Source organism: Uliginosibacterium gangwonense DSM 18521 (assembly GCF_000373965.1).
Lineage (GTDB): Bacteria > Pseudomonadota > Gammaproteobacteria > Burkholderiales > Rhodocyclaceae > Uliginosibacterium > Uliginosibacterium gangwonense.
This window is the reverse complement of record NZ_KB892837.1, coordinates 168158-192459: the sequence shown is the minus strand read 5'-3', so window position 1 is coordinate 192459 and position 24302 is coordinate 168158. Positions and strand designations below refer to the sequence as shown.

General features: G+C 53.5%; 20 protein-coding genes and 2 pseudogenes. 12 read left to right on the top strand and 10 right to left on the bottom strand.

Going from position 1 to position 24302, the window contains the following annotated elements:
- Together B145_RS0107400 and B145_RS24770 are read left to right on the top strand one after the other, a co-directional pair.
- On the top strand, positions 1–975 hold a 975-nt coding region (locus tag B145_RS0107400; protein WP_018606315.1), incomplete at its 5' end, for a DUF2345 domain-containing protein.
- 24 nt (positions 976–999) lie between these two features.
- The gene (locus B145_RS24770; protein WP_018606313.1) at positions 1000–3081 is read left to right on the top strand and encodes a phospholipase D-like domain-containing protein; all 2082 of its coding nucleotides are present in this window, start codon (positions 1000–1002) and stop codon (positions 3079–3081) included.
- Positions 3082–3304: 223 nt separating this feature from the next.
- Here B145_RS24770 and B145_RS0107390 read toward each other — a convergent pair whose 3' ends face one another.
- From B145_RS0107390 to ppsR, 6 genes are all read right to left on the bottom strand, one after another.
- Complete coding sequence (locus B145_RS0107390; RefSeq protein ID WP_018606311.1) at positions 3305–3529, bottom strand: hypothetical protein; 225 nt, start codon at positions 3527–3529, stop codon at positions 3305–3307.
- Positions 3530–3939: 410 nt separating this feature from the next.
- Complete coding sequence (locus B145_RS0107385; RefSeq protein WP_018606309.1) at positions 3940–4152, bottom strand: DUF3820 family protein; 213 nt, start codon at positions 4150–4152, stop codon at positions 3940–3942.
- The gene (locus B145_RS0107380; RefSeq protein ID WP_026258927.1) at positions 4149–6050 is read right to left on the bottom strand and encodes a B12-binding domain-containing radical SAM protein; all 1902 of its coding nucleotides are present in this window, start codon (positions 6048–6050) and stop codon (positions 4149–4151) included. Before B145_RS0107380 ends, B145_RS0107385 begins: the two co-directional genes overlap by 4 nt.
- Before the next feature lie 46 nt (positions 6051–6096).
- On the bottom strand, positions 6097–6996 hold the full coding sequence (locus tag B145_RS24765; RefSeq protein WP_018606306.1) for an alpha/beta hydrolase: 900 nt from the start codon (positions 6994–6996) through the stop codon (positions 6097–6099).
- A 120-nt stretch (positions 6997–7116) separates the two neighbouring features.
- On the bottom strand, positions 7117–9630 hold the full coding sequence (locus tag B145_RS0107370; RefSeq protein WP_083917654.1) for a sodium-translocating pyrophosphatase: 2514 nt from the start codon (positions 9628–9630) through the stop codon (positions 7117–7119).
- 246 nt (positions 9631–9876) lie between these two features.
- A complete protein-coding gene (ppsR, locus tag B145_RS0107365) occupies positions 9877–10704 on the bottom strand; it encodes a posphoenolpyruvate synthetase regulatory kinase/phosphorylase PpsR (protein WP_018606303.1) in 828 nt (275 codons plus the stop codon).
- A gap of 121 nt (positions 10705–10825) precedes the next feature.
- On the opposite strand from ppsR, the gene ppsA reads away from it, so the two are divergent.
- The 4 genes from ppsA (at position 10826) to B145_RS0107345 (ending at position 15161) form a co-directional block, all read left to right on the top strand.
- Positions 10826–13201: a phosphoenolpyruvate synthase gene (gene ppsA / locus B145_RS0107360; RefSeq protein ID WP_018606301.1), complete on the top strand. Its 2376-nt coding sequence runs from the start codon at positions 10826–10828 to the stop codon at positions 13199–13201.
- A 222-nt stretch (positions 13202–13423) separates the two neighbouring features.
- Positions 13424–14386: a M23 family metallopeptidase gene (locus B145_RS0107355; protein WP_018606300.1), complete on the top strand. Its 963-nt coding sequence runs from the start codon at positions 13424–13426 to the stop codon at positions 14384–14386.
- A gap of 74 nt (positions 14387–14460) precedes the next feature.
- Positions 14461–14742: a hypothetical protein gene (locus B145_RS0107350; RefSeq protein WP_157288312.1), complete on the top strand. Its 282-nt coding sequence runs from the start codon at positions 14461–14463 to the stop codon at positions 14740–14742.
- Positions 14742–15161, top strand: a complete 420-nt coding sequence (locus B145_RS0107345) for a bactofilin family protein (protein ID WP_018606298.1) — start codon at positions 14742–14744, stop codon at positions 15159–15161. The genes B145_RS0107350 and B145_RS0107345 overlap by 1 nt, the downstream gene beginning before the upstream one ends.
- A gap of 67 nt (positions 15162–15228) precedes the next feature.
- Here the strand turns inward: B145_RS0107345 and B145_RS24760 are convergent, their stop codons facing one another.
- On the bottom strand, positions 15229–16431 hold the full coding sequence (locus B145_RS24760; protein WP_018606297.1) for a HAMP domain-containing sensor histidine kinase: 1203 nt from the start codon (positions 16429–16431) through the stop codon (positions 15229–15231).
- A gap of 5 nt (positions 16432–16436) precedes the next feature.
- Positions 16437–17126 carry a response regulator transcription factor gene (locus B145_RS0107335; protein WP_026258925.1) on the bottom strand — a complete coding sequence of 230 codons (690 nt, stop codon included), beginning with the start codon at positions 17124–17126 and terminating at the stop codon, positions 16437–16439.
- Positions 17127–17715: 589 nt separating this feature from the next.
- Between B145_RS0107335 and B145_RS0107330 the strand changes: the two genes are divergently transcribed.
- Positions 17716–18222: a Spy/CpxP family protein refolding chaperone gene (locus B145_RS0107330; protein WP_157288311.1), complete on the top strand. Its 507-nt coding sequence runs from the start codon at positions 17716–17718 to the stop codon at positions 18220–18222.
- A gap of 377 nt (positions 18223–18599) precedes the next feature.
- Positions 18600–19274 (top strand): EF-hand domain-containing protein, encoded by a 675-nt coding sequence (locus B145_RS0107325; protein WP_018606294.1) that lies wholly within the window; start codon positions 18600–18602, stop codon positions 19272–19274.
- Positions 19275–19652: 378 nt separating this feature from the next.
- Here the strand turns inward: B145_RS0107325 and B145_RS29275 are convergent.
- Positions 19653–20348 (bottom strand): annotated as a pseudogene (locus B145_RS29275) (helix-turn-helix domain-containing protein); the annotation flags it as partial.
- Between the two features lie 466 nt (positions 20349–20814).
- On the opposite strand from B145_RS29275, the pseudogene B145_RS29465 reads away from it, so the two are divergent.
- The 4 genes and pseudogenes from B145_RS29465 (at position 20815) to B145_RS24745 (ending at position 22518) form a co-directional block, all read left to right on the top strand.
- Positions 20815–21053: pseudogene (locus tag B145_RS29465) on the top strand (Arm DNA-binding domain-containing protein).
- Positions 21037–21219, top strand: coding sequence for a hypothetical protein (locus tag B145_RS29260; protein WP_026258921.1), 183 nt, complete (start codon positions 21037–21039; stop codon positions 21217–21219). Before B145_RS29465 ends, B145_RS29260 begins: the two are co-directional and overlap by 17 nt.
- A gap of 12 nt (positions 21220–21231) precedes the next feature.
- Entirely contained in the window at positions 21232–21537 is a 306-nt protein-coding gene (locus B145_RS29610) for a phage integrase central domain-containing protein (protein WP_425425562.1), read from the top strand.
- Between the two features lie 153 nt (positions 21538–21690).
- Complete coding sequence (locus B145_RS24745; RefSeq protein WP_018606293.1) at positions 21691–22518, top strand: DeoR/GlpR family DNA-binding transcription regulator; 828 nt, start codon at positions 21691–21693, stop codon at positions 22516–22518.
- 82 nt (positions 22519–22600) lie between these two features.
- On the opposite strand, the gene B145_RS0107295 is transcribed toward B145_RS24745, so the two are convergent.
- Positions 22601–24016 carry a sodium:solute symporter family protein gene (locus B145_RS0107295; RefSeq protein WP_018606292.1) on the bottom strand — a complete coding sequence of 472 codons (1416 nt, stop codon included), beginning with the start codon at positions 24014–24016 and terminating at the stop codon, positions 22601–22603.
- Positions 24017–24302: the final 286 nt, after the last annotated feature.

Here is a 24302-nt window from a genome sequence, read left to right as displayed (position 1 = left end):
AAAGCCCACATCACCGATCTGACTGAGACCGCCCAACGCCTCAACCAAGGCCAAGACCTGCACGACACCCTGGGGAGTCTCGCCAAAGACCATCAGGCCCAGGAAGACACTGACCAGGCGGAAGTCGTCAAAAGCCTCAAAGACCAACACCAAGCCATCCAGGGCAGCGGCAGCGCCAGCGACGGCAATTTCCCTGAGCTGACCGCCCCGCACCTGGTCATGGCAAGTCCGGCCGGGATTGAAAGCACCACGCCCAAGAGCACGCACCAGCACAGTGGCGAGCACCATGCGATCTCCGCGAGTGGGCATGCCAGCGTGGTGGCGGGGAAAAGTTGGCTCGTCAGTGCGATGGATTCGGTACGAATGTTTGCCTACAAGACTGGCATCAAATTGGTTGCCGCTGGGGCCAATATCGAGGTTTCTGCCCTAGAGAAGAATATCCAGTTGCTCGCCAAGCTGGAGATTACCCAAACTGCCAACAAGATCACCATCTCGGCCAAGGAAGAGATCGTCATCAACGGTGGCGGGAGCAATACCAAGTGGAGCGCGGGCAACATCGAGTATGCAACAAGCGGCACCTGGGTTACGCATGCCGCGAGTCACAGTATGCCAGGACCTGCGAACGTACCTGTACCAGAGCTACCTGCCGTCACGCCTAGCAATGAGCGTCTGGTATTTAACCTGATGACACAGCCAGCCAGTGCTGCAGGACGGCTTCAAGTGGGTGAGCCTTATGAACTCTACAAAAACGGTGCCTTGATCGCCAAAGACGTCACGAATGAACGAGGACAAGTCATCGTAAAAAACCATCAAGCCAACACAAACGCATACCAAGTAAAACTGAGCAACGGTTCTACCTTTGAGTTGAAAGTCAGCGACGCTCTATCAGATGAACAAGAGCACCAACTGAGCAATCAAGGTTACCGTGCCAACGCCCACATCAAAAATCGCGCAGATGGACATGGTTTGAGCTGATCAAAAATTACAAGGAATAAGTACATGAGTGACGTTGATACACTTAAAACACAACGATCAGAAACGGTTCATCTTGGTTTGAACACTGGTATTGCCTATGGCAGTTCCCAGTGGCTGCTTGAAAATAGCCTCACGCACCCGGTTCGGACGGGGAATACACTGGAAATATTCATTTGCGGACAAGAGGGCTTTAACCACATTGCTACTGACATTGAGAACGCTAAGGGCAGTATTGATCTGGTGTGCTGGGGATTTGATCCAGCGATGGCAATCAAACGTGAGATAAATGACCCTAAGTATCTCTGGGCACGAGGAGAACCCTATGGAGAACTCCTGAAACGTAAGGCTCAGTCAGGTGTAAAGGTACGTCTTTTGGTTTGGTATGCCGATAGAGGCTCGGCTACGCAAAATTCCCTGGTGGGTTACGTAGAACCTGGGGCTTCTTTGACTGGGGCTGTCATTCATGAAACCTGGGATGAACAACAACATAGCCGGATAGAGTCGGATGTGAGGTTTCAAAATGCCGATTCGATAATGACTTCGAATGATATGGCCGCTGAAACTGAACAGCGTTACAAACATGCCCATGACGCCAAACCCCTGACCGCACAACGTCAGGATTACTGTACTTACTGGTGGCGTGAAGCTACTAGTGGACAGATTCCAAATCTAGAAGTGCGTTGCCGAAGTGGCAACTCCCAAAAAGTGAAGGCCAGTGTCGCAGATGAGGCTGACAAGCCCCAAAGCGTGAGTGGCACGCACCTGGGCATCGTCAACGAAAAAATGTTGATCGAAGGACAAGCCACACACCACCAAAAACCTGTGTTGATTGACTATGATCATGACAACGGCGTGCATGCCGTAGGCTATATCATGGGCCTGAATTCGGTCAGTGGATATTGGGACACAGATCAGCACGCTTGGGATGAGCCTCTACGCGAGTCGGATTTGGATGGCAGTAGTGACGCTATTGCTGGCGAGGCCCTGAAAAAGGGCATTTCGATCAGTCTCAGACCACTTCAAGATTACGCTTCACGCATTCAAGGTGCGGCATTGCAGGATGTGTACACAAACTTTGCGACAGCCTGGAATCGTGCGCAACTCCTACCCAAGCTAAAAGGTCCAAACAACGCCAAAAGCAACGCCGTGCGCGGCGATAATTTGGATGAGGCGCTCTGTCCGCCTGCCTTAGCCAAAACCGAGGCAGAGGCTCGGTCACTCCGAATCCAGGTATTGCGTACGCAACCTGAAGAAGCCTATAAAGACGCCAAACAATCCTGGCCTTTTGACAAAAGCATCAAGCACGCTTATTTTCAGGCAAGTAGTTTTGCACGCAGCTATCTCTATCTGGAAAACCAGTATTTTTTCTACGAGGAATGGGCGCGCCACCTGAAGGCCAATCGAGGTGCGTTTATGAACTGGATCGAAGACGCAGGCAAACAAAGTCAGGATGCTCGGTTACTGCACCTGCTCGTGGTCATTCCTGCACCAGAGAACGATGGCATGCTCCCCCGCACCTATGATACGTTGAAAAGTCTGGGGCAAGCTGATTCATTGCCTAACCAAAACAAGCGGGTCACGGATGAAAACGCTAGCCGTTGGACAAGAAATTCAGCCATCACCAACACGGCAATAAAGGTGACAGAACCCTCACTGAATCGGGAAGGGGTACTGTTGCAAGATGGCAAGAGCCTGGGGTTAAAAGTTCTGATCATGAAGATGGTGACGCAAAACAAAGGCGGCACTAACGATCTGGAGCGTTTCCGGGACATTTATATTCATAGCAAAATGATGATGACAGATGACTGTTTTGTCACCTTGGGTAGTGCCAACCTGAACCTGCGCAGCATGTCCGCTGACAGCGAGATTAATATGGCGACTGACAGCACTTCACATTGCCAGAAGTTTCGGGAACGGGTGTGGAAACAAATGACAGGAGAAAAGTATGGTGGGAAAGATGGTACTCCCGAAGAGATTGCAGATACTTTTTTAAAGTGGGAAAAACTATCGAAGAAAAACAAAGATGCAATGACAGATGATAGCAATTTTCATGGTTTTATCGTGAAATTCGAAGACAAACGAACTTCCACCTACCGCTACGGATAAGAAAGACAAGCATGAGTTCATCAATCCGTTGGCTGCGTTGTCTCATTGCAACGCTCCTGATCTGTGCACTAACCTATCCTTTGATGGCATGTTCCCGTATGAAAGCCTACTCTGAACCTTTTACCGTGCAGTCTGACCTGACCCTACTGAGTGAAAAAGGGGTCTTGCCACGGAATATCAACCTTAAAGCTTTCGATCCACACCGAGCGGAGTTTGTCTGTGTTCAGGCTGATACACGACTCCCCGCGCCAAATGCGGAAGCCCAGGCGCTCTTTGAGCAAGGATTGGCTTTGACCAGTTCCGCCTTGTGGCCAAAGGAACGCAATTGGCCCGAAGCGATGAAACTCTGGGATCGAGCTGCTGCAATGGGGTACTGGAAAGCCGCATTGATGTGGCTGCAAACCGCCCGCACAGGCGCAGGCGAGAACAGCCCCAAAGGACAGTTCATCGTTCCGGCCAGTGATCCCGAAACAGTGGTTGCACGTACCGAAGTACTGATGCGACAAGGCATACCCGATGCTTTCTTTATGATGGGCGACTACCATGACCGGGGTTATGGTGTGAAGCAAAATACCAGTCGTGCCTGGGCGTTTTGGGAATTGGCGGCTGACATGGGAAGCGCACGGGCGCAGACACATATTGGTAAAGTTTTGGGCGTAAACGATAGATTAAGGGAATCTAAATTCCCAGGAGAATGGGCAAACCAACCTATTCAATTCAAGATGTTGGAGTGTGCCTATACTCAGGGGAGTGGGGAGGCTGCTTTTGAACTGGGGAGCATTCTTGATACAAGAGCTGAAAGTCAGCACATTTTGCCTGGATTCACACAAAAAACTCAATTCTATCCCTTATTTAGTTTTAGTGCGCGCGCAATGGGTCGAGCAGACCGCGCAGGTTGTTGTGATCCAGCTCGTACATCAGGGCAAGCAGTTGCCCGAGTTTGCCCTTGGGGAAGCCTTCGCGGGCGAACCAACCGAGGTAATGCCCCGGCAGGTCGGCCAGAAGGCGTCCTTTGTATTTGCCGTAGGGCATGGTTTGTGTCAGCAGGGCTTCCAGCAATTCCGGGTTCATGCCTGGAGCGCCTTGGTGATGAAATGACGTGATACGCGCGGTTTGGGAACATGCTGGGCAAACCAGCTGCGTACATCTTCTTCCAAACCGATGCCATGCATGAAATTGTAGAGTGCCTTGTTGAGGGCGCGCCCCAGCTCGTCGTGATCGACGCCCGTGGGGTCGATAAACCCGACGTCATTTTTGGCGAAATTGCCTGGGGGCAAAGGGATGAGTTCCACTCCGTAGGCTTGTGGGTCTTTGCCGACAGGTGAATGCACTGTGCATACGAAACGGTGAAAGAATCCGGACTGGATGCAGCCAGCTTCAAATAGCTGACGCACGTATTCCAGTGCATCCACCGTATCTTGCACGGTTTGGGTAGGGAAGCCATACATCAGATAGGCGTGGACCAGGATACCTGCCTCGCTGAAGGCGTGGGTGACGCGTGCAACCTGATCCACTGAAACGCCCTTGTTCATCAGCTTGAGCAAGCGATCCGAGGCGACCTCCAGGCCGCCGGAAATGGCGATACAGCCACTCTCAGCCAGGAGCTGGCACAGTTCAGGGGTGAAGGACTTCTCGAAACGGATATTGCCCCACCATGAAATGGCCCGGTTGCGTGCCAACAATTCATTGGCCATGGCTCGTAGTGCTTTTGGGGGCGCGGCTTCGTCTACAAAATGGAAGCCGGTCTGGCCGGTTTCGGCGATGATAGTTTCCATGCGGTCAACCAAGGTGCTGGCGGCGACACCGTCATAACGCGAAATGTAGTCCAGACTGGTATCGCAGAAACTGCATTTTTTCCAATAGCAGCCATGGGCTACGGTCAGCTTGTTCCAGCGGCCATCGGACCAGAGCCTGTGCATCGGGTTGAGCATGTCGAGAATCGACAGGTATTTGTCGATTGGCAGACCATCCCAGGTGGGAGTGCCGACTTCGGCAAAAGCAATATCAGGTTCGGGATGGTGGATGTAGTGTACCTTGCCATGCTCACGCAGATAGGTGCGTATCAAGTGTTCTGCTGAGCGCTCTCCGCGCAAGTGTTCCAGCAGCGCTAGGGTGGGGCGTTCGCCATCGTCCAGTGTGATGTAATCAAAGAAATCAAAGACTCGTGCTTCGCCAAGCTCACGTAGTTCTGTATTGACGAAACCACCGCCCAGCACCGTGATAATCGCCGGGTTGTGGGTCTTGATGGTTTGGGCCATGCGAAACGCTGCATACACATTGCCGGGGAAGGGGGCCGAGATGAGTACGACCTGTGGTTCATGCTTGGCTAGTGCGGCCAGGGTAAGTGCGTGCAGCGTTTCATCCACCAATGTGCATGGGGCTGCCAGCGCCTGAGCCAGTGGATCAAAACTCGGTTGGCTTTGAGCCAGTGATTCGGCGTAGCGCACAAACTCGAAACGTGGATCGGCCACTTCGCGTAGTACATCGGCTAGGTCGTTCAGATATAGCGTGGCCAGGTGTCGCGCACGGTCCTGCAGACCCAAGGCGCCAAATGCCCAGGCCAGGGGATCGCCTCCGTCGGGATCAATGTAGACATCCAGCGAATCAAAACGCGGGCCTTCAGGCAGAAAGTTGCCGCCACAGATGCGATGAGCCAGGGTGGAATCCTTGCCTTGTAGAAAGGCAATGACCGCAGTGATGGTGGCCGTATAACGCGGGTACTGTTCAAGAAACACCCGCGTGGAGGGGGAACGTTTGTTGGGGGCTAGTGCGTCAGCCAAAGTACGGAGCGCCTCTAGACCTGAGACTGAAAAGAGTTTCAGCACAAGCGCCAGTGCCAGATCTTCCTGCACGGCATCAATGCCACGCGAGCGCAGGAAGCCGGTAAGGTAGGCCGTGGAGGGGTAGGGCGTGTTCAACTGCGTCATCGGGGGGATGACGGACAATACTCGCTGCTTGAGATGTGCCATGTATGGGTATGGAGCTAGTGTACCAACCCGATTTTAGGGCAGCTTGTCAGGATTTTTGCTGTTCGGCCAGAAATTGATGGGATTGCAGCCAGTTGGCGCACAGCGTTGGCCATGCAGCAATGCACTGTGGCGCTGCGCGACGCAATGCAAATCCGTGGCCTCCATCGTGAAAGATGTGCAACTCTGCACTCACGCCTGCGCGCCTCAACGCTAAATAGAACGCGGTTGAGTTCTCTGGTGAGACTTGGGTGTCGTCTTCACTCGCGACGAGGAAGCTTGTTGGCGTATCTGCGCTCACCTGCTCATGCGTGGGGAACTCGGCGTATAGGCGGGTTTTTTCAGGTTCAGGGAAGAACAACTGTTCCTGGCTGGCATGGGTGAAGAAACGGTTGCCAGTATAGGCGCCGTAGAGCGCGATCAGAAAGTCAGGGCGGGTGCTGAGCGCATCATGGGCATCCACAGGGGCGTATGTGCTGCGCGCAAAGTTGGTGGCAAGGCTGGCAGCAAGGTGTCCGCCTGATGATGCGCCGAGTACGCCGATCCGTGATGGGTTCAGCCCTAGTTCATTTGCCCGGCTGCGCAGGATGCGCAGCGCTCGTTGAGCGTCTTGCATGGGGACGAGGTGTCCATCAATGTGCCCCTCACAGGGCAGGCGGTATTTGAGCACAAAGGCGGTAATCCCCATGCCGTTGAGCCACTGTGCAAACTCGACACCCTCCTTGTCATAAACCAGCTTGGTGTAGGCTCCGCCTGCCAGGATCAGGATACCCGTGCCATTGGGCTTGGCGGGGCGGTACATCTCCATGGAAGGGGTGTGGATTGAACTGATCAGACGACCATCTGGGCTATGCACAAGCTTGGGTTCGGTGTCGTCTGACAAACTACCCGGTGCCTTGGCAGGCCAGAGGCGTATTTCTTGGGTACTTGGTGTGGCTGCAATAGTCATTGTGAAGCCCGAATGGGTGAGGGTATGGCTATTGTAATGAAGGGTGCAAAGAGTTGTCAGACAAATAATCAAGCCGACACATGGTCGGCTTGATCAAGAGACTTACTACGTGTTGGTTTGTTACTGTATTTGTGCGGCGGTTTCTGTGCTATCAGCCTTCAGGACTTCGATCCGCATGCCATAGAAGCTGCGATACACGAAGATTAGGTTCAGCGCCAGGAATACGGCAGACAGCACATATTGAATCGTGGTGTTGCCACGTTCATGCAGGCCAACGGCCATTTCCACTGCGAGCAGACCAAACAGGGTGGTGAACTTGATGATCGGGTTCATGGCCACGGAAGACGTGTCCTTGAACGGGTCGCCCACCGTATCGCCAATCACAGCGGCCGCATGAAGATCCGTCCCCTTGGAGCGCAACTCGGTCTCCACAATCTTCTTTGCGTTGTCCCATGCGCCACCAGCATTGGCCATGAAGACAGCTTGATACAGGCCGATGATCGCCAGCGAGAATAGGTAGCCGATGAAGAAGAACGGCTCAATGAATGCACAGGCCAGGGTGCCGAAGAACACCGCCAGGAAGATGTTGAACATGCCTTTCTGCGCATACTGCGTGCAGATTTCAACCACCTTCTTACTGTCTTCCACCGAAGCTTTGGCAGCACCATCCAGCTTCATGTTGCGCTTGATGAACTCTACCGCACGATAAGCACCGGTCGACACAGCTTGAGTCGATGCGCCGGAGAACCAGAAGATCGTAGCGCCACCGGAGATGAGGCCCAACAGGAACGGCGGGTGCAGAACCGAGAGGTTTTGCAGACCAGTCGAGAGACCATCGGTGAGCAGCATGATGATGGAGAACACCATCGTGGCGGCCCCAACCACTGCAGTACCAATCAACACCGGCTTGGCTGTTGCCTTGAAAGTGTTGCCGGCGCCATCGTTTTCTTCAAGCAGATCCTTGGCTTTGTCGAAATTGACGGTGATGCCAAAATCTTTCTTCACCTCGGCTTCGATACCAGAGATTTGCTCAATGGTTGAAAGCTCATACACGGATTGTGCGTTGTCGGTGACGGGGCCGTAGCTATCCACGGCAATGGTCACCGGCCCCATGCCCAGGAAGCCAAAGGCAACCAAGCCAAACGAGAACACAGCAGCCATGACTGTGGCCTTGGCCGGATCGGGGTTGATCACCAAAGAGAGATCGCCTTGCGAGACAAGGTATGCGCCAGTCATCAAAGCGACGATCACCACGCCCATCCAGAATGCAGAGAAGTTACCTGCAGTCAGCCCTGCCAGGATGTTCAGGCTCGCACCGCCTTCACGAGAGGCTGTGACAACTTCCCGAACGTGCCCGGAACTCGTGGAGGTAAAGACCTTGACGACTTCAGGGATGATGGCGCCAGCCAGCGTACCAAAGGTGATGATGATGGATAGTTGCCACCACAGGTTGGAATACATGTGACCACCGATGGTGATGTTGCCAATCAAAACCTTGGAAACGATAAATGTCAGGATCAAGGAGACAACGGAAGTCACCCAGACAAGGGATGTCAGCGGGGCTTCGAAGTTGAATTTTTCCACCTTGCTGTATTTGGCCTTCATGACCACTTCATTACCAAGGTAGGAGATGCCGGAAGCGATGATCATCATCACACGCATCACGAAGATCCATACCAGCAATTGCACTTGCACAGAAGCGTCTGGCACTGCCAGCATGATGAAGCTGATGAGGGCCACGCCTGTTACGCCGTAGGTTTCAAAGCCGTCAGCGGTGGGGCCGACCGAGTCGCCCGCGTTGTCGCCCGTACAGTCAGCGATCACGCCAGGGTTGCGCGCATCGTCTTCCTTTACCTTGAAGACGATCTTCATCAGGTCAGAGCCGATGTCGGCAATCTTGGTGAAGATGCCCCCTGCAATACGCAGCGCAGCAGCACCCAGCGACTCCCCAATGGCAAAACCGATGAAGCACTTGCCTGCCAGTGCCGGGGAGACAAAGAGCAGGATGCACAACATGATGAACAACTCAGTGGAAATCAGCAGCATACCGATGGAAATGCCGGATTTCATTGGAATGGCATATACCGGATAAGCCTTGCCTTCAAGCGAGGCAAATGCGGTACGGCTGTTGGCCAGCGTGTTGATGCGGATGCCGAACCAGGCTACGCCAAAGGAACCGGCGATCCCCACTAGGGAGAAAGCCAGGATCAAGATGACCTCGCCGGCTGCCATTTCCTGCACCCAGCCAAAATAGGCCACGATGATGACTGCGATGAAGGCTTCCAGGATGAGGAGGAATTTGCCCTGCGTGAGCATGTAGGTCTTGCAGGTTTCGTAGATCAATTCGCTGACTTCGGCCATCGAGCGATGAACCGGGAGCTTTTTGATCTGGCTATACACGATTGCGCCAAATATCAGCCCAGCCAGACAGATCAGCAAACCGAACATGAGTAGATGGGAGCCACTGATGCCCCCCAGGAACGAGGCCAAATTCGTGTCACCCAGATCAGGCAACTTCAAATTGGCCTCACCAACTGAAGCGTGAACGGATACTGATCCAATGCCCAGTGCCATGCCCACCAAGCACTGGAGCAGACGTGATTGAGCCACGCCGGCTCTACTTGCTAACGACATACCTGCCTCCTTTTTTTGTTGCAATGATAGCCACCTCTAGCGGGGGATTCAGTGCTGCATGTCCTACGTCTTTTTTTAACAAAACGTTCGGGACAGTCACATTGTTTGCACGAATCTGCCTAGACGGGTTGACGGTGCTCAAAGAAATGCTTCGATAGTCGAACAAATTTGTGTAAGCGCAAGAATACTCTTTTTGCCATATTTGCAAGGCATTTTTTGTGGTGAAGATCGGCACTGTTTTTGCTTTTAGAGCTTTGGAATGCTGCGGATGTTATCCAGGATTCGGGCTGAAATTTCCTCGATCGACAGTGAGGTTGATTCGACGAAAGGTATATGTTCCCGACGCATCAGCCGCATGGCTGCCTCGACTTCATATTCGCAATTCTCAAGGGCGGCGTAACGGCTGTTGGGGCGGCGCTCCTGGCGGATTTCGGCCAATCTGGCCGGGGTGATTGTCAGACCATAAAGCTTGTTGCGATACACGGTCAGGCGGCCCGGAAGGGCATCACGTTCAAAGTCTTCTGGAATAAGCGGATAGTTGGCTGCCTTTACGCCAAACTGCATGGCCAGATAAAGGCTGGTAGGCGTCTTGCCCGAACGGGAAACCCCCACCAGGATGACTTCGGCTTCGGCCAGTTTGACGTCCGTTTGCCCATCATCGTGTGCCAGAGAGTAATTGATGGCTTCTATGCGTGCCATGTAGGCCTGGCTTTCGGCTGTGCCGTGGAAACGTCCGATCACCCGGCTTGAAGGGGTGCCCAGTTCATCTTCAAGTAGGCCGAGAAAGGCTTCGAATAGATCAATGCAGAGTGCTTCATGGACCCGGATAGTGGCGGAGATATCCTTGTCTACCAAGGTGCTGAAGACGATTGGGCGCAAGTTGGTGCGCGCGGCTTCCAGGCGGATTTCTTCGGCACAAGCGCGCGCCTTTTCAATACTGTCTATAAATGGATGGCGGATCTGCCTGAAGGAAAACTCGGGAAAGCGTGCCAAGAAGCTATGCCCCAGCGTTTCGGTGGTGATGCCAGTGCCATCCGAGATGAAAAATACTGACCGACGAGAATTATTGTTCATTAAATCAACTATCTCTTCTAAGGGAAAACATGAGTTTAAAGGCGTATCCAAAGATTTATACAATCTTGTTGCTGTGCAGCAGACCCTAAATTAAAAAGCTTACCAACAAGGAGAGGTGCCCATGAGTGCATATGTGATCCCGTTTGAGTCCCTGCGGATGACGGACGTGGATAAAGTCGGCGGAAAGAATGCGTCTTTGGGCGAATTGATCAGTCAGCTCTCTGCTGCCGGAGTTCGTGTGCCTGGTGGCTTTGCAACAACTGCGGAAGCCTTCCGCTTGTTTTTGGCACACCAGGGGCTGGCAGCGCGCATTGAAGCAGAACTCGCACGTCTGGATACTCAGGATGTTCGTGCATTGGTCAAGACCGGCGCTATCATCCGACAATGGATTGTAGACACGCCTCTGCCACCCGCGTTGGAAGATGAGATTCGCAGCCACTACGCGCGCCTGAGTGCCTCTGGCGCTGATTCGGTGGCTGTGCGTTCTTCGGCCACGGCGGAAGATCTGCCTGATGCGTCCTTTGCGGGGCAGCAGGAGACGATGCTGAATATCTCTGGGATCGACAATGTGCTGCATGCCGTACGCGAAGTGTTTGCGTCCTTGTATAACGATCGCGCGATTTCCTATCGCTGCCACCAGGGGTTCGCTCATGCAGAGGTCGCACTTTCCGTTGGCATCCAGCGGATGGTGCGTTCTGATCTGGGAGCGTCCGGGGTCATGTTTACCTTGGATACCGAGTCAGGCTTTCAGGATGTGGTCTTCATTACTTCAGCCTATGGTTTGGGTGAATCGGTGGTGCAGGGGGCCGTGAATCCGGATGAATTCTATGTGCATAAGCCCATGCTGGAAGCCGGGAAAGATGCCATTGTTCGGCGCAGCCTGGGTTCCAAACTGGAAAAGATGATCTACGGCAGTGGAGTAAGCAGCAAGGATGCTACCCGCGTGGTCGCGGTGGATGAGCAGGAACGCCATCAGTTCTCCCTTACGGATGACGAAGTATTAGGCCTTGCAAAATATGCTTTGATCATCGAGAGGCATTATGGCCGCCAGATGGATATCGAATGGGGAAAAGATGGAAAGGATGGATTGCTCTACATCCTCCAGGCGCGTCCAGAAACGGTCAAGTCACGTGAAAAACATGGACAAAAGACCGAAAAGTACCGCATCAAACAACACAGCAAAGTGTTGGTATCGGGGCGGGCGATTGGTCAGAAGATTGCTGCGGGCCCGGTACGTATTGTGGCGGATGCCAGTGAGATGTGGCGTGTTCAGGATGGCGAGGTGCTTGTCACCGACATGACGGACCCGAATTGGGAACCGGTGATGAAGCGTGCCGCCGCGATCGTGACCAATCGTGGCGGGCGCACCTGTCATGCCGCCATCATTGCACGTGAATTGGGGATTCCTGCCGTGGTGGGGTGTGGAGATGCCACAGACGTACTTTTGGATGGCGATTCAGTCACTGTATCCTGCGCCGAAGGGGATACCGGGATGGTCTATCGTGGGCGCCTGGAGTACGAGGTCGTCACGAGCGAAGTGGGTGAGTTGCCGGCTATCCCTGTCAAATTGATGATGAACGTTGGGAATCCGGAACTGGCCTTTGAGTTCTCCCAGATTCCCAGTGGCGGAGTGGGTTTGGCACGCCTGGAATTCGTGATCAACAATATGATCGGCATTCACCCCAAGGCCATTTTGCAGCCAGAGTTGGTGCCCGCCAGTGTGCAAGAGGAAATCGTCCGCCGTTCTCGCGGTTACGCTAACGCCCGCAGCTTTTTTGTCGAGCGTCTGGCTGAAGGCGTGGCAACCATTGCAGCCGCTTTCTGGCCCAAGCCGGTGATCGTCCGCTTGTCTGACTTCAAGTCCAACGAATACCGCAAGCTGATTGGGGGCATGATCTTTGAGCCTGAAGAAGAAAACCCCATGATCGGTTTTCGTGGTGCGTCACGCTACATTGCGGGGAGCTTCAGAGATTGCTTCGAGTTGGAATGCGAGGCAATGAAGATTGTCCGCAATCGCAAGGGCCTGAGTAATGTGCAACTCATGGTGCCGTTTGTGCGTACTTTGGATGAAGCACGGGAAGTGGTTGAATTGTTGGCCTCTCACGGGTTGAAGCGGGGCGTGGATGACTTACGGGTGATCATGATGTGCGAAATCCCCTCCAACGCGTTGCTGGCCGATGAGTTCTTGAACTATTTTGATGGTTTCTCGATTGGCTCAAACGATCTGACCCAGCTTACGCTGGGCCTGGACCGTGATTCGGGCTTGGTGGCGCATTCGTTTGATGAACGCAACCCCGCTGTCTTGAAACTGCTTTCCTTGGCGATCCAGAGCTGCAATCGTCTGGGTAAATATGTCGGGATTTGTGGGCAGGGGCCGTCAGATCACCCGGATTTTGCGGCATGGTTGATGGCACAAGGCATTCAAAGCATTTCCCTGAATCCTGACACGGTGGTGGAAACGTGGTGGCAATTGGCATCTGAAGCAAAACAAAGTTAAGATAAACCTGCAACTCTGCCTTTGGGCGGCTGCCCCTGATTTTGGCTTGCTGAAATCGGGGGTAGAGGTGTTACCATTCTGCTTCAATGCAGCCTATGGGCGCTGCGCGTTCGTAAAAACCGCAATTATGCGGTGACTTTGCATCATATCCAGCCCATTTTCGACCATTTTGGTCATGCCGTAGGGGTTCGGCCTTTTTCGTGTGCCAATAAAAGGGACAGAATGGCTCTGTTACTGCTTTCTACCAAATCGATGACACGCTCCGGAATCCGGGCCGTGACCATGCGCCAGGTGGCTGTCGGTGGGCTTGTCTGCGGTGTGTGCACACTTGTGCTTGGCTTTGGGGTTGGCGTGGTGGTTGGACAGCGTTTTGGTGCCGCTACGCCAGTCGCAGTAAGTCAGGCCGCCAATCCTGCTGATCGGGCGGAAGAAAAATTCACGTTTGACAAGCTGGGCGACATGGCTGGTCGCTTGGTCAAGCTGGAGTCTGATGCCCGAACCTTGGTGAAAAAACTCACCGCGCTTGAATCCTTGGAAAAGAATTTGGATGCCATCCGGGCTTCCAAGGGCGTAACGCCTGCCAAGTCCTTGCCAAATGGGGCCAATGCTGGCGGGCAAGCGTATCCGCCGCAGACGTGCGCGAATGTTCCCGCTCAGGCGCTAGGAACCGGGGAGAAGCTGGTTGCCACCGAGAAGAAAATTGAGTGTCTGCAACAGTTGATCGGGCATATGGAGTCGGTTACCACAGATCGCAGCGTGGCCCTGATGTCCTTGCCCACACGCCAGCCTGTGGCAACCTACCGTCTGGGCTCGACCTTTGGAAATCGAAGTGATCCGTTTACCGGGCGTTTGGCTTTCCACTCCGGGATCGATTTCTCTACTGCAACAGGGACACCGATTCACGCCGCAGGCGGGGGAAAAGTTGCTTTTGCGGGTTTTGTGTCGGAATTGGGGAATGTGTTGGAAATTGACCACGGTAATGGTCTGCTTTCCCGTTACGCGCACACTTCCAGAATCTTGGTTACGCAGGGCGATGTGGTCATACCTGGGCAATTGATTGCCGAAGTGGGGTCGACTGGCCGCTCGACCGGGCCTCACTTGCATTTCGAAATTCTCAAGGATGGCATGTTTGTTGACCCGATGCAGTACCTCAACCTTGATACGCAAGTTGCGGGTGCATCATGATTGATACCCACAAACTGTCAGAGGTTTCGTATACATTGGCCGCTCCCAGGCGCCGGTATTTCCGGGGGCTATTGGTGGCCATCTGTTCTCTGTTGCTGGGGGCCGGCTTGTGCTATGGCTGGATACTGAACCAGGGGGGCAACAATAATAGTCAGGCGCGTGAAGTGGCGTTGTTGCAAGAGAATCAACGTCTGACGCAAGCTTTGGAGCAAGCGCAATTGCAGACCAAGCATGAAGTCTCCACACGCGAGTCGTTGGAGCGGCAGTTGGCGGAGCAGTCTGAAGAGATCAAGCGGCTGACCGGCCAGCTGGCTTTCTTCCAAAAGAATCGGAAAGTTCCTGTGGGAGTGAAATGATGTTTGCAAAGAAAAAGGATTCGACCATTGAACTGACCAAGCTTTCCAGCTTGATCGCCAACAACATGGATATCACAGGCGATATCCAGTATGTGGAAGGTTTGCGTGTTGATGGCCGCATCAAAGGCAATGTGAAGGCCAAAGATGGCGAGAAAAGCCTGATCGTGTTAAGCGATCAAGGCTGTGTCACGGGTAACGTGAGTGCCTATGATGCTGTGATCAACGGCACGATCCGGGGGGATGTGGAAGTGACGCATTTCCTTGAGTTGCAGTCGAATGCCCACGTTGTGGGCAACATCAGCTATCGGCAACTCAAAATGGATTGTGGCGCATCGGTCGAGGGCAAACTGACCAAGCTGTCTGAATCTGGTACAGGCTCGAATGTGGTGGAAATTGCCTCTACCGGTACTGATAAGTAAAAAATCAGTGAAAAGGCCTGTCTGGGTTGCCCAGACAGGCCTTTTGCTTGGCGTTGCCAAACTCAAGTTAAGACGTGTGTTTGGCTTGAACGATCAGTGATGTGGGCAGTTGCGCCCGTACACATAGCCCCCCTTGCATGCGGTTGCTCGCCTCCAGGGTGCCGCCATGTGCCTGAATCACACTCCGTGCAATGGCAAGTCCCAAGCCGTAACCGGTGATGGTGTGGCTTGTGCGGCCGCGTACAAACGGCTCGAATACCGATTCCAGGTCTTCTGGCGGGATGCCGGGGCCTTCATCTTCAATACGCAAGGCAAAGTGGCCGGATTCCGGTTGTTCTACCACGAGCCGCACCAGGCTGTGGGCAGGGGAGAATTTGATCGCATTCCTGACCAGATTTTCCACTGCACGGTGTAGCAAGGCGGGTTGGCAGCGGAGTTGGGGCGCAAAATTTCCTTCAAGCTTGATGCTCAGCTCTGCTTTGGTCGTCTCAAAGCGGGCGTCTTCTACAATGCCCTCCAACAATTCCCCGAAGTTGATTTCTTCGAACTGGGCCACTTGCTGTGCGTCGACTCCCAGCCGGGATAAGGTCAGGAGTTCATCGATCAAGCGGTCCATCCGCTGTGCTTCACGCTCTATGCGTGACATGCTGACTTCAAGATTTTCCGGCTGCTGCCTTGCCAGCCCGGTTGCTGCTTGTAATCGTGCCAAAGGGGAGCGCAACTCGTGAGACACATCGTGTAATAAGCGCTTTTGCGCCGCCATCAAGCCTCCCAGCTTGCTGGCCATGCCATCAAAAGCTCTTCCCAGATCGCCAAACTCATCATTTCGCTTGCCCAGGACATGTCCCATGCGAGTATCCAACTTACCCTCTGCCAAGGTGGCAAAACCTTCTAGCAAGCTACGGATGGGCCTGGAGAAAAGCCAAGCCAGGGTTGCTGCAAAAATGAAACTGACGATCAATCCTGCAACCAAGGGCTCCCAGGGAATAAAAAAGAAACGGTGTGGCGGGGCAAAAGCCTGCGGTCGTGGGGGGAGTTGGGTATTCGCTAGCCGTGACTCGCCAGGGGGAGGAGGAGGTATGGCACCATCACGTTTATCCTCAGGGTGTGGAGGCGGCATGTTTTCCCGTGGTGGATGTTCCGCATAGTGCTCCAGCCGGGTATTGCCGTCTGCACGATGTTTGAGGTCGACGGCAATGCCGATCCCAATCATGGTGACCAGTTGTGACAGCCAGAAGGCCAGGAAAAATTTCCAGAACAAGCGCCCCATTCGTATCACTCGCGCAGGTACTGATAGCCGATGCGGATCACCGTCTGGATGCGGGAACGTCCATCGGCCAGCGTGCCGATTTTTTTGCGGATACTGCTCATGTGTACATCAATGCTGCGATCAAAGCGGGCCAGTGAGCGGCCCAGGGCGTGCTCAGACAATTCATCCTTGCTGACCGGCCGTCCTGCATTGCGAACCAGCAGTTCTAGGAGACTGAATTCCGTACTGGTCAATTCGAGCCCAACACCCGCGAGTTCTGCACGGCGTTGCTGGGGCCACAGGCTCAAGTCCCCCACCTGGAGGACTTCGGGCATGGTGTCGGAAAGTGGAGCGCTGCGCCGAAGGATGGCACGAATACGGGCCGCAAGTTCTCTGGGTGTGCAAGGCTTGGGGACGTAATCATCGGCACCCAACTCCAGGCCCAGTATACGATCCAGGTCATCCCCTTTGGCGGTGAGCATGATGATGGGGACACGGCTGCTGGCACGGATGATCTTGAGCGCGTCAATTCCACCCAGCTTGGGCATCATGACGTCCATGACCACCAAGGCCGGATTGCTGCGTAGTGCTTCAGCCGCGCCCACTGCGCCGTCGTGGGCGGTAGAAACAGCATAGCCTTCATTGGTGAGATACTCTTCAAGCATCTCGACCAAGTCCTTGTCGTCGTCAACCAGCAAAATTCCAGGTTTATCCATTTTTATCGAGTACGTTGCGTCAAGTCTTGTTGCGAGAGGTGGATCGGTGCAGTGTGAAAGACGATCCCCGATTGTCTTTCCACTGCTGTGAGTTTGATTGCAGGATCAAGATCAGCGTTACAGCAAGGGGCGTATTACATAATGCCCGGCTTGAATCCGTCGTGCGCCAATTTACAGTGTGCCGAATGCGGAGCCCTCCGCCAAAACAGTGCAGTGCCATCCTCTGTGCAATCCTGACTACATGCCGTCATTAGGCGCCAGATAAGAGTATAGGAATCAGACTCTTTGGGCCAGAGCATCTCGTCGCTTCTTTATTTAGCCATGAACAAAGTCTGCCTTGTCGCCATGTAAAGCAGGGCTTGCGCGGTGTTAAAAAACGTAAGGATTTGATAATGGTGGCGTATTTGTTGTCTGGCTTGTGGCGAGGGCTTTGTGATGGCATGGATTCATCAAGGATAGGCACTCCTGATGTACTTTATGCCATTGGAGCAGCGGTGGAGCGTTTTCCTCGCTTTACAAGCTATTGACCACATTTCACAGTCATAGCGCATACCATTCCCTTCATCACGATTGCTACAGGAGGTTTTGCATGAACTCAAAGATGATTCTAAGAACGGTGGCGGGTGTTGCTCTTTGTGCAATGATGGGGGTTCCGACGTTTGCTCTAGCCAATCCGCCTATGGAGGCGAGAGAGGCGCACGACAATCTGCCACCCATGATGCATGAGATGGATGGGCGCCCACCGATGCCAATGATGGGAAGATTTCCCCATATGTCAGAAGATCAGTTTGAAAAGTCTTTTGTCATCAATCATCAGTTTGAATTACCCATCCATGAGAAGCAACGTCTGGTGCACAAGCTGTCGATTGCCCTACATGATTTAAGCCGGGCAGAAAAATATGATGAAGCCAAGGCCAAGGAAGTTTCGACGAATCTTGCCAATGCCATGGCTGATCTGCAATTGCTCCTGTCAAAGAAGGATGCCCAACTTTATGCGTTACTGACAACTGAACAAAAGGCCGAAATGGCAAAGGAAGAGAATCACCGCGAGTTGCCGCCTACTCCAGACTGTGATATGGGTGCACACAAGAAATGAGCAAAGGATTGCACTCATGACGATTATGTCATGTGGAAACGGTTTATGATATTGCGTTGATTTTTGATGTTCCCCGTTTGGCCGTCATCACTGTAAGGTGAGACGGCTTTTTTTTGATCAAAATCATCCGTACAGACCTTCGGGAAGGCTTTTGGAGGGGTTTTACTGTCATTTACGGGTATTTACGCGTATGGCGTTGAATTTCCATGCTTTTTGGTCGAAAACTCAAGTGGGGAAGGTGATCCCGTGTTTCTTTAAAGCTGTTGTTTCTTGGGTTTTAGATCGCGGCAGCTGATAGCTTGTCGGTAGGCAACCAATAGGTAAAAGCCGACCGGATACGTTCAATGTCATTGTACCGGTAGGGTAAGGAGCTGAGCATGAGCACTCTCAGTAGTTTGCAAAGCACATCAAGCTTGTTGTTGATCTTGCAGGAGAGCAAGAAAAAAACGAATGTGTCGGATTTGGCGGAACAGTTGTTTTCCAGTCTGGATACAACGGGGCAGGGCTATATCAGCGAATCGGATTTGACTTCAGCGTTGAGTTCGATCTCTGACTCTGGCAGCAGCAGTTCCCCAAGTGACGCCAAAGCGTTGTTTTCTGCCATGGATTCAAACAACGATGGAAAGGTTACAGAGCGCGAGTTGAAGACCACGCTGCAAACGGTTGCAGATCAGATTGATAGCCAGTTCAATGCCTTGCGTATGCAGGTGGGAATGTCCAGTGCTCCGCCTGCGGATGACACGGGATTTACAAAGGATGAACTGAGCAGCCAATTGAATGAAATTGGAGGTTCTGATAGCAAGCGCTCAACATTTATCAGCAACGTCATCAATAATTTTGACAAGGCTGACACGAATGGCGATGGCAAAGTAAGCTTCCAGGAGTCGATGGCGTACAACAAGTCTTTGGAGACCCATTCGACCAGCAATTCGGATTCCACGTCCAGCAACAGCCTCAATGCCAGCCTGGTACAGCAGGTGATGGATCTGGTGCGTACCTACGCGACCAATGAAGACGCTATCACGAGTTCCAGCTTATCAATCAGCGCGTAGATGTTTGCAGAGTCGTGATGCGAAATGGAGGTGTGTGATTCATAGACATCATTTCAATTAAAATGGCGTCATGAATGACGAGATCCGAAAGCGGCTACGATGGCACGAACAGCTGATTGCGGATCTATGCAAGCGTAAATTGGGGCATCGACGGATCTATAAAGTCCTGGAGCGCATTGGCAAGCCAATACTGAATCACAAACGCGCTTACAGGAAACAGGTCATCAGATACAGCCTACCCACACCTGGCGACCGTGTACAGATGGACGTTTGCAAGATCGCGCCTGGATTTACCAGTACACGGCCATTGATGACTGCACACGCTACAATGTGCTACACCTCTACCACCATAGAACGGCATGGCGTTCAGGTTTGCCAATACTCTGTGCCACGGTCGGTCAGCATATGGATTATGCCCATGCCGTGCTCCTTACGTGCCCCTCAAAGAATGGCAAGACGCGGTCATTGAGTAAATCGGCCGCAGTGATCGGCGTCTTGGTCATATAGAGCTTGGCTATGGCGACCTTGCTGTAGAGGTATAGACGAAGGTCTGCTGATAGATCCGGCCAACGCCTTTGAGGGTGTCGTCATAAAAGGTGTCCTGTGACTCGAGATCGCCTGGATGGACGGTTTCGATCTCACCATGAGCCACGTCATCGTTCTGCTTGCGCTCCAGCGCTGCCACCTGAGCATCGGTCAGCAGGATGGCTTGCTCAGCCACCTGCTTTTCTAAAGCAGCCGGGCGCTGCTTGTGAAGGAGGCCAGATCATTGCGTAGCCAGATGGAGCGAACACCAGATGGCGAAACGAGAATGCCCCGCTGACGCGGTTCATTGCTGGTGCGCACTTGCCCGTGAGCGGGTTGCTTGATGGCGTAGGCGAGAACCGCCGTTTCTGTGGCTTCCTCCACCCGATTCTTTGGGTTCGGCTTACGCCGGTTGCTATCGAACAGAGCCTCGACGCTGCCTTCGGCAACTGAATTCTGGTAGCGAGAGAAGGTGTCCAGGGACAAGCCCATCAAATTGCACGCCTTTGATACGTTGCTACGCGCAAAGCGGGTTCCCAGAAGGCGCATAGCATGCGATAATAATCGACTATGCGCCCATGGTGAAATAGGTAGACACAAGGGACTTAAAACAATTTGAGCACCAGGAGGCGAAAGTGCCTGTGTGAATGGCGTCAAATTCAGCGAACCCCCTGCCGTTAGGCGAGGCAACGCTGAGCGAAGCCCAGCAATGGGAACGTGCAGAGACTTGACGGCGCCGGCCTGTAGCCCCCTTGGGGCCATGGCCAAGACAAAGTCCAGACCACGAACATGCCTTGGCATGGCGGCAAAAGCCGAAGTGGTAAGAAAATCCCTCGACCTTTGGTCATGCCGGTTCGATTCCGGCTGGGCGCATTAAGAACACTTCCAAAGCAGTCCAGAGAAGGCCGTAACACCTATATAAATCAAGGGTTGCGGCTTTTTTACGCCCAGAGTGTTCCGAGTAAAACCGTTGCAATCCGACAGTAAGTCGTCCACTGTCACAGGAGTTACTGTCATGGCACTTACTGACACGGCTATTCGTAACGCAAAGCCTACCGATAAGCCGCAAAGGCTGTTGGATGAGAAAGGGCTTTATCTCTTGTTGAACCCCAATGGGTCGAAATGGTGGTGGCTAGATTATCGGTTTACGGTACGTGCAAAACGCTCTCCCTTGGAGTTTATCCAGAGGTGGGGCTGAAAAATGCCCGAGAGCGGCGCGATCAGGCCCGCAAGTTAATTGCACAAGGGGGGTGATCCGGGCGAGCAACGCAAAGCCCAAAAGCGGGCCATAGAAGGGCGTGCAGCCAATTCTTTTGAAGTCATCTGCCTGGAGTGGCTGGAGCACAAAGGAAGTACCGTAGTGGAAGGCCAATACCTCAAGGCTTTTGCCCGGATGAATAAGGACGCGATCCCTTGGTAGAGACCTCGCCCGATGACTGAAATCACGGCGCCAGAGATTTTTGAGGTTTTGCGGCGTGTTGATGGGCGAGGGGCGCGATATACAGCCCATATCTTGCGTAGCGAAATCAGCCAGTGCCCCCGATACGCAATTGCCACGGGCCGCGTTGAGCGCGATCTTTGCCCTGATCAATGCCAGACGCCTGAGTTGCCTCATCCCATTCGTTCCGGCCGCATCCAGACATCGAACTGTTCCGCACTGACTAGGGCCTGTTCACAGTTGCTAATTTGTGTTTTCATCCTGGAATTTGGATGTTGCGCATGGACAGACGATTGTTGAGTGATGAACAGGGGAGACTGTATGTCGCATGTTCTGCAAAGCCAATTTTCCGGCATCTAGTCGCCTTGCCCAGGTACAGGCTCAATGCTTCTGGGCATTCCGGATGCACGGGATAGGCGGTATTCTTCGTCTTTTACATCCCGTACAGTTGGTATGTCCCTCGAATCTGGTGAGCAGCAGGTCCCTTTGGGCGCGGTACTCCTGCCTGCGCAACGGCGGCAGCGCATTGTCGAGCTGCTGCATCGTTATGGCGCCGTGACTCTGCAACAACTCGAACAGGTCTTGCAGGTCTCAATCTCCACGCTGCGTCGTGACCTAGATGGTTTGGCCGATGAAGGCATGATTGACCGTACCCATGGCGGTGCCCTGTTGCGCCAGCAGCAGTACTCCACATTCGAGCCGGATATTGTGGCGGCTTCTGAACTCTCCCACGCAGAAAAACGGCTGGTTGGCACGTGTGCAGCTGAGGCGTTGCAAGCGGGGCAAAGTGTGATTTTTGATAGCGGCAGTACCGTGATGGAAGCTGCCAAGGTTGTTGCGGCCCGAAACATTGAGCTGTTTGCGGTGACGAACGATCTGGCGATTGCCCAGATATTGGGGACGAGCAAACAGATCCAGATTTATGTGCTGGGCGGTCATTTGCGTCCAGGGAGCAACACTTTGCTTGGCCCCAGCGTGTTGAGCGCCTTGCAAAGCATCAAGGCTGATGTGTTGCTGCTGGGCGCCCATGCCGTCACCGCCGGGGTGATCTCGGAAACCTCGCCAGAGGTGGCAGCCGTCAAACGTGCTTTGCTCAATGCTGCCAGTTCCCGGCGCCTGCTGGTGGATTCCTCGAAATTCCGGCCTCGTGTCTTCATGTCCGTCTGTGAGGCAGCGGATGTAGATGAGCTGATCACCGATCAGGCTGCGCCTGAAGACGAGCTGGCGTGGTTCAACCGAGCGGGCAAGACGGTATGCATCGCACCGGGCAACGGTTTTTGAGCTTCGCCTACAAGTAAAAAACAGGCCCGTTAAGGGCCTGTGGAGTCATGCAAACGCATGGAGGGAGGTATTCGGATCGTCTTTATGCGGCAGGGGCGTTCTGTTTCTGCTCAGCTTTCCCCAGGCCCAGTACATTGCGCACCAGCGTTTCCACCACCATCACCACCATGGGTACGGCCAGCGCAACGTACATGTTGTCGATGCCGTACGGGTCACCCCAGTAGTACCACAGGCTGGTCAGCACGGTGGATCCCAGCAGGCTGATGATGGCGCCCGCATTGCTGCGGAAGAAGGGCAGGTAGAAGCCGATCAGGGCAACAATGGAGATCGATAGGCGGATTGCACGGGTAAAGAACGAGAGCTTCAAGATTTCCGGTAGGAACAGGCAGAACACCAGCGGAGACAAGCCAATGACGACCGACAGGATGTGGGTCATGCGCATTTGGCGTTCCGGCGTCGGCTTGGCGTAAGGCACGTAGAAGTCCTTGATCAGCAAGGAGGCCATGGCCAGCGCAACCGTAGCAACCGAAACGAACACGGACGCGACCAGCGAGGTGGCCACCAGTGAGGCCCAGCCCACGTTCATGTATTGCAGGAAGACCGGCAGCGCGTAGATGCTCTTCATATCCGGGAAGAGGAACTTGGCACACACGCCGATGATGCCCAGACCCAGACCGACAGGAATGCACAGGCCAGCGGCGAACAGGCAGGACTTGCGCGCATCATCGGCCGACTTGTTGGAGGAGATGGCTTGAATCACGAACTGGGTGGAGAAAATTGCACCCACTGTACCGATGATCCATGCGATGACGGTAGATGCGCTCACTTTACCGGTGGCGGTAAAGTATTCTGCTGGCATTTTCTCGATCATCGGGGCGAAACCGCCCGTCATATTCAGCGCAACCCATGCCAAGACGCCAATCCCGACCAGCTTGATGGCACTGTGCAGCAAGGTAACGTAGGCAACCCCTTTCAAGCCACCCAGCGTGAAGTAAAAGGTGCTGATCACCCCGATGATGATCATGGCCACGGGGATATTGATTTTCAGGATGGTCGATAGTGCGGCGGCCCCGGAAATGTAGTTCCCCACATTGACGAGAAATAGCGCATAAACCATGACCAGCGAAACAACTGTCATAGTGGCGCGGCCATATTTCTGCGCCATCACCCCTGAAATGGTGAATTCACCCGAGCCATAAATTTTGCGCACGAAGAACAGGCCGAAGAGCAAATAACCAATCCCGGCCGCCAGTACCGACCAGGAGGCGGCGATCCCTTGCCCGAAGGCGGCTTGGGCCGTACCCACCGTGGATTTGGCGCCAATGAACTCCGACATCAGCAAGACACCGACCACTGCAACCGGCATGGCGCGGGAAGCCACCATGAACTGATCATTGGTTTTGGAACGTAGCTTCAGGGTGAGCCATCCTGTACCCAGGATATAAGCAATGATGACACCGATGATGATCAAGGTGTCCGCCGAACTGAACTCTTTCATGTGTGTCTCCTCCGCATACGGGTCTTGGTGCAAGACCTGTGATTGCCTGGTATTGGTTTGTTGGGACTCGCCCAGTCATACCGGTATCGATTGAATCTGTTTATTTCAAAATCGATCACGCTAATTCATATTGAACAATGATTCACAAAACGTCAATACCAATCAAACAGCGTCACAAAAAATGGAAGGTTAAGAAAGTATAAATGGCCGTAAATCGCTTGAGGCTGCTAGATTTCGCGCTTTTATAGTGGTTTACGCCTAGCTGTTTGCGGTGTGGAAAAGTTTG